17 protein-coding genes and 1 tRNA gene are annotated in these 17,050 nt (G+C 66.7%); 7 read left to right on the top strand and 11 right to left on the bottom strand.

Annotated elements, in window-relative coordinates:
- Positions 1 to 19: 19 nt before the first annotated feature.
- The 3 genes from ABD687_RS16430 to ABD687_RS16420 all read left to right on the top strand — a co-directional run bounded on the left by ABD687_RS16430 (position 20) and on the right by ABD687_RS16420 (position 3,064).
- The gene (locus tag ABD687_RS16430; protein ID WP_310289593.1) at positions 20 to 877 is read left to right on the top strand and encodes a class I SAM-dependent methyltransferase; all 858 of its coding nucleotides are present in this window, start codon (positions 20 to 22) and stop codon (positions 875 to 877) included.
- A 67-nt stretch (positions 878 to 944) separates the two neighbouring features.
- Complete coding sequence (locus ABD687_RS16425) at positions 945 to 1,412, top strand: LpqB family beta-propeller domain-containing protein (RefSeq protein ID WP_310289595.1); 468 nt, start codon at positions 945 to 947, stop codon at positions 1,410 to 1,412.
- Positions 1,409 to 3,064 carry a DUF5671 domain-containing protein gene (locus tag ABD687_RS16420; RefSeq protein WP_310289597.1) on the top strand — a complete coding sequence of 552 codons (1,656 nt, stop codon included), beginning with the start codon at positions 1,409 to 1,411 and terminating at the stop codon, positions 3,062 to 3,064. The genes ABD687_RS16425 and ABD687_RS16420 overlap by 4 nt, the downstream gene beginning before the upstream one ends.
- Positions 3,065 to 3,101: 37 nt before the next feature.
- On the opposite strand, the gene ABD687_RS16415 is transcribed toward ABD687_RS16420, so the two are convergent.
- Together ABD687_RS16415 and ABD687_RS16410 are read right to left on the bottom strand one after the other, a co-directional pair.
- Positions 3,102 to 3,404 (bottom strand): DUF2516 family protein, encoded by a 303-nt coding sequence (locus ABD687_RS16415; RefSeq protein ID WP_264271206.1) that lies wholly within the window; start codon positions 3,402 to 3,404, stop codon positions 3,102 to 3,104.
- An 18-nt stretch (positions 3,405 to 3,422) separates the two neighbouring features.
- Complete coding sequence (locus tag ABD687_RS16410) at positions 3,423 to 4,559, bottom strand: trans-sulfuration enzyme family protein (RefSeq protein WP_310289600.1); 1,137 nt, start codon at positions 4,557 to 4,559, stop codon at positions 3,423 to 3,425.
- A 65-nt stretch (positions 4,560 to 4,624) separates the two neighbouring features.
- Here ABD687_RS16410 and tmk point away from each other — a divergent pair, with 65 nt between their 5' ends.
- The 4 genes from tmk to ABD687_RS16390 all read left to right on the top strand — a co-directional run bounded on the left by tmk (position 4,625) and on the right by ABD687_RS16390 (position 8,235).
- On the top strand, positions 4,625 to 5,338 hold the full coding sequence (gene tmk, locus ABD687_RS16405; protein WP_310289602.1) for a dTMP kinase: 714 nt from the start codon (positions 4,625 to 4,627) through the stop codon (positions 5,336 to 5,338).
- Between the two features lie 2 nt (positions 5,339 to 5,340).
- A complete protein-coding gene (locus ABD687_RS16400; protein ID WP_264271203.1) occupies positions 5,341 to 6,489 on the top strand; it encodes a DNA polymerase III subunit delta' in 1,149 nt (382 codons plus the stop codon).
- A gap of 65 nt (positions 6,490 to 6,554) precedes the next feature.
- A complete protein-coding gene (locus tag ABD687_RS16395; protein WP_310289603.1) occupies positions 6,555 to 8,081 on the top strand; it encodes an alpha/beta hydrolase in 1,527 nt (508 codons plus the stop codon).
- A gap of 81 nt (positions 8,082 to 8,162) precedes the next feature.
- A tRNA-Thr gene (locus ABD687_RS16390) sits at positions 8,163 to 8,235 on the top strand.
- Positions 8,236 to 8,699: 464 nt separating this feature from the next.
- Here ABD687_RS16390 and ABD687_RS16385 read toward each other — a convergent pair.
- From ABD687_RS16385 to ABD687_RS16345, 9 genes are all read right to left on the bottom strand, one after another.
- Positions 8,700 to 9,047 (bottom strand): J domain-containing protein, encoded by a 348-nt coding sequence (locus ABD687_RS16385; protein ID WP_264271201.1) that lies wholly within the window; start codon positions 9,045 to 9,047, stop codon positions 8,700 to 8,702.
- 224 nt (positions 9,048 to 9,271) lie between these two features.
- On the bottom strand, positions 9,272 to 9,694 hold the full coding sequence (locus ABD687_RS16380; RefSeq protein ID WP_302263012.1) for an Hsp20/alpha crystallin family protein: 423 nt from the start codon (positions 9,692 to 9,694) through the stop codon (positions 9,272 to 9,274).
- A gap of 285 nt (positions 9,695 to 9,979) precedes the next feature.
- Positions 9,980 to 10,885 (bottom strand): IS982 family transposase, encoded by a 906-nt coding sequence (locus ABD687_RS16375; protein ID WP_310289606.1) that lies wholly within the window; start codon positions 10,883 to 10,885, stop codon positions 9,980 to 9,982.
- Positions 10,886 to 10,981: 96 nt separating this feature from the next.
- Positions 10,982 to 11,827 carry an aldo/keto reductase gene (locus ABD687_RS16370; protein WP_302263013.1) on the bottom strand — a complete coding sequence of 282 codons (846 nt, stop codon included), beginning with the start codon at positions 11,825 to 11,827 and terminating at the stop codon, positions 10,982 to 10,984.
- 92 nt (positions 11,828 to 11,919) lie between these two features.
- Positions 11,920 to 12,372: a hypothetical protein gene (locus ABD687_RS16365; protein WP_264271198.1), complete on the bottom strand. Its 453-nt coding sequence runs from the start codon at positions 12,370 to 12,372 to the stop codon at positions 11,920 to 11,922.
- A 91-nt stretch (positions 12,373 to 12,463) separates the two neighbouring features.
- Positions 12,464 to 13,177 (bottom strand): proteasome activator, encoded by a 714-nt coding sequence (locus ABD687_RS16360; protein WP_302263014.1) that lies wholly within the window; start codon positions 13,175 to 13,177, stop codon positions 12,464 to 12,466.
- A gap of 191 nt (positions 13,178 to 13,368) precedes the next feature.
- Positions 13,369 to 13,617 (bottom strand): YbdD/YjiX family protein, encoded by a 249-nt coding sequence (locus ABD687_RS16355; RefSeq protein ID WP_302263015.1) that lies wholly within the window; start codon positions 13,615 to 13,617, stop codon positions 13,369 to 13,371.
- Between the two features lie 2 nt (positions 13,618 to 13,619).
- Positions 13,620 to 15,866, bottom strand: a complete 2,247-nt coding sequence (locus ABD687_RS16350; protein WP_310289611.1) for a carbon starvation CstA family protein — start codon at positions 15,864 to 15,866, stop codon at positions 13,620 to 13,622.
- A 123-nt stretch (positions 15,867 to 15,989) separates the two neighbouring features.
- Positions 15,990 to 16,967, bottom strand: a complete 978-nt coding sequence (locus ABD687_RS16345) for an NAD(P)H-quinone oxidoreductase (RefSeq protein WP_310293399.1) — start codon at positions 16,965 to 16,967, stop codon at positions 15,990 to 15,992.
- Positions 16,968 to 17,050: the final 83 nt, after the last annotated feature.

The raw sequence follows: 17,050 nt of genomic DNA, 5'->3' as shown, positions 1-17,050 counted from the left end.
GCACTTTACGCTTAAGCCAATGGTTCAGAAAGCGACTCGGCTCGGCGGACGGTCGCTGACCGGTCGCCCGCTGGGCAATACGACCCGCGGGACCACAAATCCCAATCGCATGCGCCGCGTCGACCGCTGGATGACCGGCCCCCAGGCCTGGCGCCTGCGCCCCGGAACCACCGGGGCACCGCCCATTGCAGTGGACCTGGGCTACGGGGCATCGCCGGGAACCGCCGTCGAGTTCTTTGACCGCATCCGCTCCATCTCCCCCCTGGCGCGCGTCATCGGCATCGAGATCGAACCCGAACGCGTGGCCCGCGGCACCGCGCTGCGGTTGGAAGGCCTCGACTTCCTGCTGGGCGGCTTCGAGATCCCCATTGCAGCCCAGGCCACCGTGATCCGCGCCTTCAACGTGCTGCGACAATACGACGAGGCCGACGTCCCCGGCATCTGGAAGACCATGGCCGGGCGGCTGACAGAGAACGGCGTTCTCATCGAGGGCACCTGCGACGAGATCGGCCGGCGCAGCTCGTGGGTCGCCGTCACCAAGGACGGCCCGCAGACGCTCAGCATCTCCCTGCGCTTCGGTGCCTTCGCCCGCCCTTCCGACGTGGCCGAGCGCCTGCCCAAGGCGCTGATCCACCGCAACGTCGACGGCGAACGCATCCACGACTTCCTCGCCGCGGCAGATGCCGCGTGGCTTTCCGCCGCACCGCTGGCATCCTTCGGCAACAAGCAGCGCTTCGTGGCCATGTGCCGCACCCTGCGTGAATCCGGTTGGCCAATCTGCGACTCGGCCGCCCGCTGGCGCCTGGGCGAGCTGACGGTGAAATGGGCGGCCGTTGCCCCGCGCACCGGAGCCCTGGCCCTTGCGGAACTCAACTAGCCAGCCACGGATTTTGCCCGCACCAAGGATGGGTGCAATCGGCCCCTTGCGGCCCCATACTGGATCCATGGTCAAAGGTGTTTCACGGACCGGGAAGCCACTGGTCCTGCTGCTGTGCGTGATTGCAGCACTTGTGCTCTTGTCGTTGCTCGTCGTGCTCACCCGCGGGGCACCGAAGACACTTGATGCCGCCACCCCTGCCGGGGTCGTGCAGGGCTATGTCACCGCCGTCATCGGCGGCGACGAGGCCGCCGCGGCGGCCTATCTGGACCCCGGGCAGGACTTCAGTTGCGAGGAGTTCGACGCCGTTGCCCCCGAGCGGAACGTCCGGGTCGCGCTGGTGTCCACCACCGAGCGCGACACCACTGCCGACGTGGTGGTGTCCATTTCACACACCAATGTCGGCGGACCGTTCGGAAGCGCCGAATACGCCAGCGAAGAATCCTTTGACCTGAGACTCGTCGAAGGCAAGTGGCTGATCTCCGACGCCCCGTGGCCTTTGGTTGTCTGCCCTGAGAAGGGCATCGCGCCATGAGCACCGGCAACACCACCGTGATTCGCCCCGCCGCCCCCGCGCTGGGCACGCTGCGCCGCGTCATCCTCTACCTGCTCCTTTTCGCACTGGTGTCCCTGGCCGCCTCCGGCGTCAGCGGGCTGCTGGGCATGCTGCTCACCGCCGGCGATGCGATCGCGTTCAACGATTCATCCTCGCTGGCCCTTGCCATGGCACTGGCGCTGGTGGGCGGCCCGCTGGGCGCAGTGGTGTTCTGGGCGTCGTGGCGACTGCTGGCCGATCCTGCCGAACGCCGCGCCACGGCGTGGGGCATCTATGTCTCTGCCATGTACGCAACTTCCCTGCTCACCGCCACCGGATTCGGCGTCGGCGCCCTGGCAGCGCTGGCGGGCGGGGACACCGGTTCCTGGAAGTCTTCCCTGGCCACCGGCCTGTCATGGGCCGCGGTGTGGGTCTGGCATCGGTGGATGCTGCACCACCGGACCCGGGGGCCGTTGGCCTTGGCGAAGGTCCCGCACGTGCTCGGCACCGTCATTGGACTGGTCATCGGCCTGGGCGCCGGCACGGGCGCGCTTGCCGTGCTCTTCGAACAGGCGCTGGGAACGCATGGGGAGCTGGCGGCCATCGGTGCTCCCTGGTGGCGCGCCGCCCTGGCGCTGCTGGTCTGGGCAGCGGGCGGGATCCTGGTCTGGTGGTGGCACTGGATCCGCGAGGGAACCCGTGAGCTGCACACCAAGTTGGCGGGGGTGGGCCTGGTGGCCGTCGGCGTCGGCGGGTCCGCGATCCTGGCCCTGGGCGGAGCCGGCGTGCTGTTGTTCGTGCTGCTGCGCATGGGCCTTGACCGCAGCGATCCGCTGCCGGTGCTGCTGGAACCGGCACCCGAGGCCCTGGCCAGTGCGTTGCTGGGCACGCTGTCCTGGCTGTACCATGCCAGGACCGCAGGGAACCGGCCCGAACCTGTTCCCGCAGCTGCCGGGCTGGCCGTCTCCGGGATCGCGCTGGCTGCGGCGGCATCGGGCATCGGCGTTGTCGTCAATGCGGCCCTGTCCACGGCAACCACGCGGCTGGGCGGCACCGACCCGACCGAGCTGCTGCTGGCGGGCCTGAGCTCGCTGGCCATTGGTGGGCCGCTGTGGTGGTTCACCTGGCATCCGACCCGGCCGGCCGACCCGCGCGGCCGGCGGATCTACTTGGTGTTGGTCTTCGGAATCAGCGCCGTGGTGGCCCTGGTGACGCTGCTGGTGATCGGGTTCCGGCTCTTCGAATTCATGCTCGGGGATTCCGGCGGTGCCGGCCTGCTCGAACGCGTTCGCGCACCTCTGGGCCTGCTGGTGGCCACCGGGCTGGTGGCGGGTTACCACTTCGTGCTCTGGCGGCACGCCCGCTCTGCGGGTGCCGGGGACGAGCCCGCGCCGGAGCCCGGGCGCGGCATCCGGGAGGTCATGCTGGTGGCCGGTGAGGATGCCCGAGAGCTCGCCGCGGCGATCCACGCACACACCGGCGCCAACGTCACGGTGCTGCACCGCCACGATGGCGCCGAATCAACGCTCTCCCCCGACCGGTTGTTCAGGGTCCTGGGGCCCGTGGCGGCAGAGCGCATCCTGATGGTGGCCGGCCCGGCCGACCGCCTGGAGATCATCGAACTGACGGCCGATATCCGGGGACGGGACTAGCCACCCAAGCGGCACACGGAGCGCGCCGGATGCGCACCTAGTAGGAGTAGCCGCCCTTGCCGGACACCGCGGGCTTGACGTCCGCCAGGTATACGCAAGCGATGCAGGCGCCAACGAGCTGGAAGATGCCGCCGCCGCCACCGCCGAGCACCGACAATACGCAGACCAGGGTCGCGGCCGCTGTCATGCCCATCCAAAACGGCTTGCTGCGCTTGTTTTCGCGCTGGAAGTTGGCCGCGGGGTGCCGCACCGCGTCAAAAAGCGCCACCAGGGCAATCACGGCGGCCAGGATACCGAGCGCGAGCAGAAGATAGTGCTCGAACAAGTGCGCAAGATTCATGGATCCAGCTTAGCCGCGTTAGCCCAGCGCCGCGGTCAGGTCGACGTGCAAGTCCTCGACATTTTCAATGCCGACGCTCAGCCGCACCAGGTTGTCCGGCACCGTCCCGGGTTCACCCGGGTGGCGACGGCGCCGCTCGGCCAGGGACTCCACGCCACCGAGCGAGGTTGCCGGGGTCCACAGCAACAGTTTCGCGAGCATCGCATCGGCGGCTTCCGCGCCGCCGGCGACCTCGATGGCCACGATGGCCCCGAAGCCTTCCAGCTGTTCAGCCGCGCGCTGGTGACCGGGGTCTTCGGGCAGACCGGGATAGCGCACCCGGGAAATCGCCGGGTGCCCGGCCAGCCGCTTGGCCAGTTCCATGGCGCTGGCTTCTGCCCTGTCCAGGCGCAGGGCCATGGTCCGGATGCCGCGCAGCGTCAGCCAGGCCTCGAACGGGCCGGCGATCGCCCCGTGCAGGGTCCGCATGCCGTGCAGTCGGGAACGCAATTCGGGATTCCGGGTCACTACGGCGCCCAGGACCACGTCAGAGTGGCCACCCATGTATTTGGTGGCAGAGTGCACCACCACGTCGGCGCCCTGCTGCAGCGGCCGCTGGCGCAGCGGGGTGGAGAAGGTGTTGTCCACCACCGTGAGCACCCCGGCCTCACGGGCGGCTGCCAGCAGCACCGGCAGGTCGGCAACCTCGAGCATCGGGTTGGTGGGTGACTCCAGCCAGGCCATGTCCGCACCGGCCAGGGCGGCGATCGCGGCGTCTGTGTCGGCCAGGTCGACGCGGCGCACCGTGAGTCCCAGCGTCTTTTCCAGCTCGGCCACCAGCGAGAGCGAACCGTTGTAGGCATGGGACGGGATGACGATGGTGCCGCCGGCAGGCAGCAGGGAGAGGGCCGCGGCCACCGCCGCCATGCCGGAGGCGTACGCCAGGGCGGGGAGTTCGCAGTCCTCGAGCTGGGCGATGGTTTCTTCCAGCGGGTCCCAGGTGGGGTTGGTGAAGCGTCCGTAGACCTTCTCCCCGGCGTCCGGCTCCCCCAGCGAGTGGAAGGTGGAGGAAAGCACGATGGGCGAATTCACGGGCTGGTCAACTGCATGCGGCGGGCGTCCGGCGGACACCACTACGGTGTCCGGGGCCCACGGCACGGATTCTGGGCGGGTCATGATTTTTAGGTTACTCCCTGGCCAGGCCAGCGCCCCAGCCGATGACGTACAGGTGCGCACACCGGATGAGCCGACAGGGCCCCGGTGCGGATAGGCTAGAAGGCGTGAGCAACGCGCAGCCAAACCCCGTCAACGCAGGCCGCTTCATCGTCTTCGAGGGCGGTGACGGGGCTGGAAAGTCCACGCAGGCCGCCCTGCTGGTCCAGGACCTGCGCCAAAACGGACACACCGTGCTGCACACCCGCGAGCCCGGCGGCACCCCGATCGGCGAGAAGCTGCGCTCCCTGGTCCTTGACCACGGGCAGGGCACCGTCGATGCACGCACCGAGGCCCTGATGTACGCGGCGGCCCGCGCCGCCCACGTCGAACAGGTCATCCGCCCCGCACTGGCCGCCGGCACCATGGTTGTCTGCGACCGCTACGTCGATTCTTCCCTGGCCTACCAGGGCATCGGCCGGGAACTCGGTGAGGACGCCGTGCGTTCCATCAACGACTTCGCCACCGGCGGGCTCCAACCGGACCTGACGGTGCTGCTCGATGTCACCCCGGCCGACGGCCGTTCCCGCCGCACCGTCGGCGCCGACGGCAAGCCGCTGGCCGAGGACCGCCTCGAATCCGAACCCGACGAGTTCCACTCCCGCATCCGCGACGCCTTCGTGCACTTCGCCGCCCGGGAGCCGAGCCGCTATCTGGTCCTGGATGCAGCCACCGGGGTCCAGTCGCTGGCCGCCGCCATCACGGAGGCCGTTGCCGCACGGCTCAACGGTCCGGGAGCCTGAGCATGGATGTCTGGGACGACCTGCCGGGACAGGAGAAGGCCATTGCCGCGCTTCGCCGCGCGGTCGCCGAAGGCAACCCCGCGCATGCATGGCTGTTCACCGGCCCGCCGGGCTCCGGTCGCTCCAACGCGGCGCGCGCCTTTGCCGCCGCCCTGCAATGCCAGCACCCCGATGCGGCGCTGCGCGGTTGCGGAAGCTGCAAGGCCTGCGTCACGGTGCTTGCCGGCACGCACCCGGATGTCGCGCTGATCGCCACCGAAAAGGTCAACTACCAGATCGAGGACGTCCGGACGCTGATCACCAAGGCGCAGGACCGGCCCTCCACCGCGCCCTGGCGCGTGATCATCGTGGAGGACGCGGATCGGATGACCGAGCGCACCACCAACGTGCTGCTCAAGTCCATCGAGGAACCTCCCCCGCACACCGTCTGGATCCTCTGCGCTCCCTCGCCGGCCGACGTGCTGGTGACCATCCGTTCGCGCTGCCGCTCGGTCTCCCTGGCCGTTCCGACCCGCGCCGCAGTGGCCGAGTTGCTGGTGCGCCGAGACGGACTCTCCGAGGAACAGGCCGACTTCGCCGCCCGGGTTTCCCAGTCGCACATCGGCATCGCCCGGCGCCTGGCCCGCGACCCGGAGGCACGCCGCCGCCGCGACACCACGGTGCGCCTGCCGCTGCGCATCCGCACCGTCTCCGACGCGGTGATGGCAGCTGCCGAACTGGTGGAGCTGTCCACCGCGGAGGCCACCGCGTCCGCAACGGAACGCGCCGAGGCCGAGGCCGCCTCCCTGCGCACCGCGCTGGGACTGGAAGCCGACGCCCCGGTGCCGCCCCAGCAGCGCAGCGCGTTCAAGGCCCTGGAGGAGAACGCCAAGCGCCGCGCCCGGCGTGCCACCCACGACGCTCTGGACCGCTCGCTGATCGACATGACCACGTTCTTCCGCGACGTGCTGCTGGTGCAGTTGAATGCCTCCACCGAGCTGGTCAACGACTACCTTTCCGATCCCCTGCATGCCTACGCCAACGCCTCGCGGCCCGAGACCACGGTGGCAAAGATCGATGCCATCGCCGAAGCGAGGGCGCGTATTGGCGCCAACGTCGCCCCGCTATTGGCCATCGAAGCCATGATGGTCAGCCTGCGTCCGACAAAATAGCCTTTATTCCCCAGTAATTTTCCCCCCATTCCGCGCACTCGCGCCCCAAGGAGCCTGAAGCCCGCATGAGAGCACCCCGCCGCCACCTGTCAGTGATTGCCGCACTCGGCTCCGCGGCCCTGTTGTTGGGCGCCTGTTCCACGGCAACCGCCCCGGCCCCTGCCATCAATTCGGCGCCGGCAGACTCGGCAGCGATTCCGGCAGGCCTGGAAAAGTTCTATACCCAGGAACTGGACTGGGCTTCCTGCGGCGGCGTGCTGCTGTGCACCGAGCTGACCGTACCCATGGATTACGACGACCCGTCCGGAAAGACCATGACCCTGGCCCTGAACAAGCGCCCGGGCGGCAAGAACGCCGCCGGCTCGTTGCTGGTGAACCCCGGCGGCCCGGGTGCCTCCGGTCTGGAGACCGTCCGCGAGGCGGTCCCGAACATGTTCGGCCAGGATCTGCAGCGCGGCTTTGACGTGGTTGGCTTTGACCCGCGCGGAGTCGGTTCCTCCACTCCGGTCACATGCGAGCAGCCGGCCGAACAAGACGCCGGCCGGGCGGAGCAGTTCGATCCCGGCTCCGACGCGGGAATCGAGGAGATGCGCCGCGACAGCGCCGAGTATGCCGCGCTGTGTGCCGAGCGCACCGGGGACGCACTGGGCTTTGTCGACACCATTTCGGCAGCCCGCGACATGGACGTGATTCGTTCGGCGCTCGGGGACAAGACCCTGAACTACCTGGGCTATTCCTACGGCACCTCGCTGGGCGCCAACTATGCCCAGCTCTTCCCGCAGAACGTGGGTCGCATGGTTCTTGACGGGGCGCTTGACCCCACGCTCGGCAACAACGAGATCACCATGGGCCAGGCCCTCGGGTTCGAAAACGAGATCCGTGCGTACATGCAGGATTGCCTGGATTCGGGCGATTGTCCCTTCAGCGGCGAGCTCGAGGATGCCTTGGACCAGTTGCGCGAACTCTTCGCCGAGGTGGAGGCCGAACCCCTGGTAGGCAGCGACGGACGCAGCGTCCCGATCATCGACTTCGTCAACGGGTTCATCGTCCCGCTTTACGACAATTCCACATGGCCCATGCTCACCGAGGCACTGCGCAATGTGATGGCCGGGAACGTCGATGACATCCAGTACTTCGCCGACCTCACCGCCGGACGCGAGTCCGACGGGAGCTACACCGGCAACGGCACCGCCGCCTTCAGCGCCATCAACTGCCTCGACTATCCCATGGACGCGGACATCCCGACGATGCGCGCCGAGGCCCAGGAGCTGGCCCAGGCGGCCCCGACGATCGGCAAGTACCTGGCCTACGGCGCAGTGGGCTGCCAGGACTGGAAACACCCCGCCACCGGCAATCCCGCCCCGTTGACTGCGGAGGGCGCCGCTCCGATCGTGGTCATCGGCACCACCGGGGATCCGGCCACGCCGTACGCGTGGAGCCAGGCGCTGGCCGAGCAGCTTTCTTCCGCCTCGCTGGTGACCTACGAGGGCCACGGCCACACCGCCTATGGCCGTTCCAACGACTGCATCGCCAACGCCGTGGAGTCCTATTTCCTGGACGGGACGGTTCCGGCCGACGGATTGACGTGCTGACGGACCCTCCCACCGCGTCGTTTTGACCGCTGAGGACAGATTCCTATAAAGTGTTCACTTGTGGTGCTCACGCGCCACGGTGCCTCCTTAGCTCAGTTGGTAGAGCGTTTCACTCGTAATGAAAAGGTCGCCAGTTCGATTCTGGCAGGAGGCTCTGATCCAGCCCCGGGAAACCGGGGCTTTTTCATTTCCTGGTCACCTCAAAACTGCCAAGCTTCAGCCTTCGCCGCAGCCGACTGCACAACCAGCGATGCGCCGGAAAGAGCCACCCAGCAGGCCTTCTGGGCTCAACCTGAGGCCGCCCCGCCCACACGTTGAATATCGTGCGTGCAGGCATTGAACTCTCGATCGCCGGTGTCGTTCCCATGACCGCGGACGGCCTTGAGCAAGCACTACCAGAACTTGGTTTGCCGAGGGGCCGACCAGTCAATCATGCAAGAAAAGTCCTAAACCTAGGCTTAGGACCTTTCTTGCATGATTTCCACTGTTGGACCGAATAGGTCTTCCTCCGAGCACGGCCAACCATCTGGCCCACGAACGGCGTCGCCTGGCCCCACCGCGTCCCAAAACGCTCGAGGAACACGCGCAGCAGCGGCGCATCGTAACGATGCCAGGAATTCACGGCATCTTCCTATTCGGGGGCGGGGTCCAGACCAGTGGTCCAGCCACCACGTCGGGCCTGGTCGAGCGGGATACCCGCCTGGCCCTCGCCGGCCTTGCGCCCCGGCGGGCGGATAGGTGTTCGCGATCGTACGCCGACCGGGCGGCGGCGTTGCCCAGGACCGCATAGGCGTCCATCACCGACTGCAGCCGGGAACGCTCCAGCGCTTCCTGCTCCGGTCCCTCAGGCCCGGGCCTGGTGTCGGGATGGTGCAGGCGCATCTGGGCCCGGTAGGCACGGGCGATCTCGGCGGCGCTGGCCCGCGGATCCAGGCGAAGCACCGCATAGGGGTTGAGGGACTCCACGGCAATGCCTTTCAAATCTTCGCGCCGGGGTCGGGCGCGGGCGGCAACTGGGATGCCGAAGATGGTCCCGTCCCCCGCCGGGAATCGGGACCATCTTCCACGGGGACGGCGCCAACCCCGACCCTACGGTGCCGGAGGGCGCCGCGGTGTGCCGTTTGGCCAGCACCCGCAGTTACTGATGTCGGGGGCGGGCCGTCCCCGTCGGGTGAACCATCTCCGGGACCTCAGGCGTCGATGGACTGGCGGTCGGATTCCTTGCTGGTAATGGCGATCTTGCGTGGCTTCGCCTGTTCGGCGACCTGAATCTCCAGGGTCAGCACACCCGCGTCGTAGCTGGCGTCGATGTTCTCCGTATCGAGGTTCTCCCCCAGGACCAGCTGGCGGCTGAACACTCCCCGCGGGCGTTCGGCGGCAAGGATTTCGACCTCGTCTCCCAGCGCACCTCGTTCGGCCTTGACTGTCACGACGTTGTTTTCGACATCCAGGTCGATCGAATCGGGGTTTACCCCCGGAAGGTCAAACTCGATCCGGAACTTGTCACCTTCACGCCAGGCATCCATGCTCATGGCCGCCGGCCTGACCGTCGTCCCCCAAACCTGTTGGGCGAGCTTGTCGAGTTCACGGAACGGATCTGGGCGCATCAACATTGTTCTCTCCTTCACAGCTTTGTCGTTTGCCGATCCCGCTGCCCCGTGTGGCTGCGGGTATTAATTTTTTAGCATCACTCCATCGCCCGCGCAACAAGAAATCGTTTGGGAAATTGGCGCTTTTTGCCCCGGACCCGCAGGGCGCCGCAGCTCGAACGGCCGGGGAGCAGCCCCCGTCTTAAACGTGTGTGGGGACCCGCTGACGGGTCCCCACACACACTTGTCTTGACGCTGTTCCGTTGCCGGGAGCCTTTTTGTCGACTAGATGATTAAGTCCTAATCATTTCAGTGGTCGTAGGCGGTTAGGGAGCGTTTGCGGGGTGCGTTGGTTTTCCAGTTGTGCCAGATTCCTGCCGCGAGGGCCAGGAGCTTTGACGCGACGCGTGCGTAGAGACCTTCGAGGGTTCTGGCGCCGTGGTGTTCGAGCCCGAGCTGGCCCTTGAGGCTGTCGAAGACGGACTCGATCCACTGGCGGATGCCGCCGAACTTCCCGAACCTGGGCTTTTCGTCCTTGCGGTCCGGCCGCACCAGGTTGGCGCCGAGGTCCTCGGCGATGAACCGCTCAAAGTCCCTTCCGGCGAAACCCTTGTCGGCAAGGATGACCTGCCCGTCGCGGACCAGATGGTGGTCGTGGCGCAGCAGGGCCTCGGTGACCTCGCGTTCCCCGAGTTTCGGGTTGGCCAGTCCCCAGATCACCGGCATGCCCTCGGGGGTGCTGACCAGGTACAGGCGAAAGCCCCAGAAGTAGCGCGAATGCGAGGCGCAGTATCCGTAGCCGGCGTGCCCGGCCAGGTCCGAGCGCTTGACTGTTTCGCGGCTGGTGCCGCACGGGACGGGGGTCGAATCCAGCAGGCGGAGGATCTCGTGCCAGGATTCGGTGTCTTTGGCCAGTGCGGTGATCACTGCACTGATCAGTGTTCCGGCGGCGCGCACGCGCTTGTTGTATCCCGATTGCTGCGGGATTCCGGGGAATAGCCCGCTCAGGTGGGTGCGCGCATAGCGGACCCATCGCGATTCGGAGGAGTGCCCGTGCAGCAGGTGCTGGGCCACGACCAGGCACAGCAGCTCGGCATCGCTCAAGATGGCCTTGCGGCCGGGTTTGCTCGTCCGGTCATATCCCAAATCCGGCAGGACACGATCGGTAAGTAAGACGTAGAGTGTGGTCAGGAGAGTGTTCAGTTTTGGGTTCACATACGAGACTTAGCACTCTCCGCCAGCGATTAACAGGGTCCGGGAACAAGTTCCCGGACCCTGTCTCGTTCCAAGCGTCAATTAGGACTGACTCATCTAGGCGAAGTCGCTGACGGCCGGATCGGCTGCGATGCGGCCCTCGGCGCCCTTGTCCAGGGCGTTGATCGCGGCGAGGTCATCGGCGTCCAGCTCCACGCCCAGCCCCGAGTGGTTCTCCACGATCCGCGAGGGGGTCACCGACTTCGGGATGACCACATTGCCCAGGGCCAGGTGCCAGGCAATGACGACCTGGGCGACGGACGCGTTGTGCTTCTCTGCGATGGCCACCAGTGCCGGGTCGTTAAGCAGTTCGCTGCCCTGGCCCAGGGGCGACCACGACTGGTGCAGGATGCCCTTGGAAGCCTCGAACTCGCGCAGTTCGGTCTGCGGGAAGTACGGGTGGGTTTCGACCTGGTTGATGACCGGCAGCACTCCGGTGGCTTCCTCCAGCTCGGCGAGCGCCTCGATGGTGAAGTTGCAGACGCCGATGGACTTCACGCGACCCGACTTCTGCAAGTCAATGAGCGCACGCCAGGTGTCCACGTATTTTCCCTGCTTGGGCTGCAGCCAGTGGATCAGGTAAAGGTCAAGATACTCCAGGCCCAGGCGTTCCATGGATGCGTCGAAGGCGGCCAGGGTCGAGTCGTAGCCCTGGTCGGCGTTCCAGACCTTGGTGGTGATGAACATGTCCTCACGGGGCACGTCGGTGGCGGCAATGGCGCGGCCAACACCCTCCTCGTTGCCGTAGATGCGGGCCGTGTCGATGTGGCGGTATCCGGCGGCGAAAGCTTGGACGACCACGTTCGTCGCGACGTCGTCCTCGACCTTCCACACCCCGTAGCCAAGCTGGGGAATGGTGTTGCCGTCGTGGAATGTGAGCTCAGGGGATACAAGGTTCGTCATGTTTCCCATCCTGCCACCGTGCATTGACCGGAATTGCCGGACCCGGCATTGATCAGCGCTGGGCGAAACCGAAATCCCCGCAGCCCGGAACGCTAGTGCTTGGCCATTTCGGCCTCTGCCGCACTGATGCCGTCGGCCACCAGATCCGCGCGCATGGCAACGTTCTCCAGGCCCGCCGACGCATAGCCCCAGCGCTCCCCGTCGAGACGTGCCATGGCCGCCACTTGCGCGGTGGTCGCCAGGTCGTTCGCGGCCTTGGAAAGCAGGCGGTGCACGGCGTAGAGCTCGTGCGGGACGGCTTCGCCGGTGCTCGGGGCCTTGGCTTGGGCGGCGACGCACACCAAGCGCACCCGACCCTGGAGCTCGGCCAGGTGGTTGGCGATCAGGATCAGGGCATTGTGGAGGTCGTCGTCCTCGATGCCCTCGAGGACCTGGTGCACCCGATCCAGGGAGCGCCCGAACCTGTCATAGGCCCGGCGCCAGACCCCGTCGCCGAGTTCCTTGTTGTCGCGGCGTGCGCCGCGTACCGAGGAGAACAGCCCCATCTACGTGTTTGCCTTTGTTGTCGCCATGATGTCCCCCGGTGGTTCTGGTCGCCCGAGGAACAAGTCGTTACCCGTGTTGCCACTTTCAATTCTAGAGGTATTGCCCAAACCCGCCGTCGCCATCGGTTCCCGTGCCCGGCGCAGGACCCTGCGGTCCCGGTGCCGCGCCGGGATCTCCTTGGGTCATGCGTTCGGGCTCGCCCTGCTCGTTGATGATGATTCCTGGGGCCACTTGCGTGCCCGGGGGAAGCTGGCGCATGGCCATGCGCTGGGCGAGTTGTTGGTTGGCCATCTGCTGGGCGGCCATGGCCGCCTGCAGTCCGTGGAAGACGCCTTCGAGCCAGCCCACCAGCTGGGCCTGGGCCACGCGAAGCTCGGCCTCCGAGGGTGTCTCGCCGTCGGCGAAGGGCAGCCGGATGCGATGGAGTTCCTGGGCAAGTTCCGGGGACAGCCCGGTCTCCAGCTCGTGGACGGAGCGTTCGTGGATGTCGGCCATGCGGGCGCGGGCTTCCTCGTCCAGTGGCGCCGAGCGGACCTCTTCGAGCAGCTGCTTGATCATCCCGCCAATGCGCATGAGCTTGGCCGGTTCCCCGATGCTCATCACGTGCGCACTGTCCTTGCCCGGCGCGTGGCCTTCCTTGGCGCCCGGGGCGTTGCCGGGACCGGGTGCTGCAGGACCCATTGGCATGGTTCCGGGGCGGGTGCCGGCCTCGGCCGCAGCCTGGAATGGGCCGTTCACCTCATCGGGCGTCAGGGTGTTGGACGCAGCGTTGGGATCGGGGATCTGTTCACTGTGCTCGCTCATGGCTCCATCTTGCCATGTGAATCCCCGGTCCGGCAGGGAGATTTCCTTGTTGGTTCGAAGCTGGCCGCAGGCACGGCCCGCAAGGGCGATCCCTGTCGGCACCGCGCACAGGCGGGCCAACGGACGCGGGGCCGGCGGACAACGTGTCCTCCGGCCCCGCGGCGCTGACGCACTGATGCGCGGAAAGCTGGTCAGCAGCACCGACCCTGCGGGTTCTTCTCCTGCCAGTCGGAGTAGTCGCGCCAGAATTCCCGTTCGCCCATGGGAGCGACGCCCGGGTGCGTGCGGGCCTGGTGCTCGAGGTACACCCGGTATTTGTCCGCCCCCAGCACCCCCTCGAGGTAGCGCACGATCCCCCGGGCGATCTTGCCCGTTGCGGATAGTCCGCGCGCCAGCACCGAGGTGCCGCCGACCGGTGGGGTTCCGCCTGTGCCAGCCATGGTCAGTGACCCCCGCGTGCCATCTGTTGCTCCGGAGGAACCTGCTTCCAGGCCTGCTCCAGCTCCTTCTCCGCCGGGGAGGAAACCAGTCCGCTCGGGGCGTAGATCCTTGAAGGGACCTCCGGATCCTCGGTGTCGGTTCCCCCGCCGTTGGGGTAGGCGCGGATGGTGGCGATGATGGCCGTGACGATCACGATCACCGAAAGCACCAGGAAGATCACCGAAAGCCAGCCCTGGACGCCGGTGTTGCGCACCACTGCCTCCATGGCCTCGACGTTCTTGGCGGTGCCGAATGTGGTTTCCCCGCGTTCGAGTGCGCCCTTGAAGGCATTGTGCTGGGCGAAGTAGCCCACGGCCGGGACCGGGGAGAAGATCTTCAGGAACGACGCGTACACCGTGACGACGGTGGCGAATGCCAGCGGCAGCACCACGATCCACAGGTACTTGAAGTTCCCACGCTTGGCCACGATGGTCATGACCACGGCCAGTGCGATGGCCGCCAGCAACTGGTTGGAGATGCCGAAGAGCGGGAAGAAGGTATTGATGCCGCCCAGTGGGTCGGTGACCCCGAGGATCAAGATGTATCCCCAGCCGGCGACCATGATCGCCGTACATGCCCAGGCACCGGGACGCCAGGAGGTGTCCTTGAACTTCGGGATGAAGTTGCCGATGGTGTCCTGCAGCATGAAGCGGGCCACGCGGGTTCCGGCATCAACGGCGGTGAGGATGAACAAGGCCTCGAACATGATGGCGAAGTGGTACCAGAAGGCCATCATCGCAGGCCCGCCGAACCATTGGTTCATGATGTGGGCGATGCCCACGGCCAGGGTCGGGGCGCCGCCGGTGCGCGAGACCACGGATTCCTCGCCCACGCCCGCCGCCAGGTCGGTGAGCATGCTCGGGGTCAGGTTCACGCCGGTCAGGCCCAGCGAGTTCACGAACGCCACGGCGCCCTCAACGGTGCCGCCGGTGGCCGCAGCCGAGGAGTTCATCGCGAAGTAGATGCCGCGGTCGATGGAGATCGCCGCGACAAGAGCCATGATGGCCACGAAGGATTCCATGAGCATGCCGCCATAGCCCAGGAAGCGGGTCTGGCGTTCCTTTTCAACCATCTTCGGGGTGGTTCCCGAGGAGATCAGCGCGTGGAACCCGGAGAGGGCACCACAGGCAATGGTGACGAAGAGGAACGGGAAGAGATGCCCGGCAACCACCGGGCCCTTGTCGGAGCCCGCGAACTCGGAGATCGCCGGAACAGTGATCTCCGGGCGGACCACGATGATGGCAACTGCCAGCAGGCCGATGACACCGATCTTCATGAACGTGGAGAGGTAGTCGCGCGGGGCCAGCAGCAGCCACACCGGAAGCACTGCGGCAATGAAGCCGTACACGATGATGAACCAGGCCAGCGTGGTGCGGTCCAGGTGGAAGAGCTCGGCACCCCACGCGGATTCGGCAACCCAGCGACCGGAAATGATCGCAAACATCAGCAGCGCAAAGCCGATCAGCGAAATTTCCATGACCTTGCCGGGGCGGATGAAGCGCAGGTACACGCCCATGAACAGGGCGATCGGGATGGTCAGGCCGACCGAATAGACGCCCCAGGCCGATTCGCCCAGCGCGTTGACAACCACCAGTGCCAGGATGGCGACGATGATGACCATGATGGCCAAGGTCGCAATCAGTGCGGCTGTGCCGCCGATGACGCCAAGCTCCTCGCGGGCCATCTGCCCCAGCGAACGTCCGCCGCGGCGCATGGAGAAGAACATGACCAGGTAGTCCTGGACCGCGCCGGCCAACACCACGCCGATGATGATCCAGATGGTGCCCGGAAGGTAGCCCATCTGCGCGGCAAGGATCGGGCCGACCAACGGCCCGGCTCCGGCGATCGCCGCAAAGTGGTGCCCGAAGAGCACACGGCGGTCGGTCGGCATGAAGTCCTTGCCGTTGTTTTTGTACTCGGCAGGGGTCGCCCGGAAGTCATTGGGCTTGGCGATCTTGCGCTCAATGTACTTGGAGTAGAAACGGTAGGCCACCAAATACGTGCACACCGCCGCGAAGACGAACCAGATGGCGTTGATGGTCTCCCCGCGGGAGAACGCCAGGATCGCCCAGGCGACGCCACCGAGCAGCGAAATCGCCACCCACAGGGCGATCTTGGCCGGCGTCCATTTACGTTCCTCGGCCTCCGCAACTTGCGGGTCTACACCTGCCGGGGGAAGCCCTGGAGCTGAAGGTTGGGACGTGCTCATGTTTTCCTCTCACGTGACGGATGGATCGGACGATGCGAGTGATCCTTTGGGCGCGCGCCCCGGACCTTAGTGGTCCACGACACCGCCCTCTGAGATACACCGTAGCCCGTGGGAAAAACAGTTTCAGAACTTTACGATGATTTTCCCCGTGTGGTTCCCCGAATCGAAGTATTCATGCGCCAAACGGGCTTCCGTGAAGGGGAAACGTCGGTCGATCGACAGATCCAGCGTGCCCTGGGCCAGCATCGGCAGCGCGTGTTTCCTCACTGCGGCGACGATTTCCTCCTTCTGGTCCAGCGGACGGGCACGCAGCGTGGTGCCCATGACCCTGGCGCGCTTGGTCATCAGTGCCCGGAGATCCAGTTCCGCCTTGGCCCCGCCCTGAAGGCCGATGACCACCAAAGTCCCGCCGGTGGCCAGGATGCGGACGTTTTGCGCGAGGTATTTGGCGCCCACGACGTCCAGGATCACGTCCACCCCTGCGCCGTCGGTCAGCTCCAGGGTGCGTGCCGCGAAGTCCTCCTCGCGGTAGTTGATGCCCGCGTAGGCGCCGAGCGCAAGGCAATGGGCGATCTTTTCCTCGCTCGAGGCCGTCACCAGGACCTGGGCCCCTGCAGCGGCCGCCAGCTGAATGGCCATGGAACCGATCCCGCCGGCCCCGCCGTGCAACAGCACGGTGCTGCCCGCGGTGAGCCCGGCCTCCAGGAAGAGGTTCGACACCACGGTCCCGGCGACCTCCATGAAGCCCGCGGCGTCGACCAGGTCCACGTCCTGCGGGATCTCGATGACAAGCCCGGCGGGCACCGTCACGTATTGGGCATATCCGCCCCCGGCCAGGAGCGCGCACACCCGCTGGCCAATGGCGGCCGAGACGACACCCTCCCCCAGCGCCTCGATGGTGCCCGACACCTCGAGTCCGGGGATGTCGCTGGCACCGGGAGGCGGCGGGTAGACACCCCGGCGCTGTTGCACATCGGCACGGTTGAGCCCGAAGGCCGCCACCTTGACCAACACTTCCCCGGGCCCGGGGACCGGCATGGGGCGCTCGGTCTCGACCAGCACTTCGGGACCGCCTGCACCGCGGTATTCAATGGCCTGCATCGTGGTCATGGTCTTCTCCCGTTTTCCTTTGCTTCGATCGCGGGTTTTGCCCGGCGGCCCATGCTTCTTAGGTCCCGGCATCC

This window comes from Paeniglutamicibacter sulfureus, assembly GCF_039535115.1.
GTDB classification, from domain to species: domain Bacteria; phylum Actinomycetota; class Actinomycetes; order Actinomycetales; family Micrococcaceae; genus Paeniglutamicibacter; species Paeniglutamicibacter sulfureus.
This window is presented reverse-complemented; position numbering and strand designations above follow the sequence as displayed.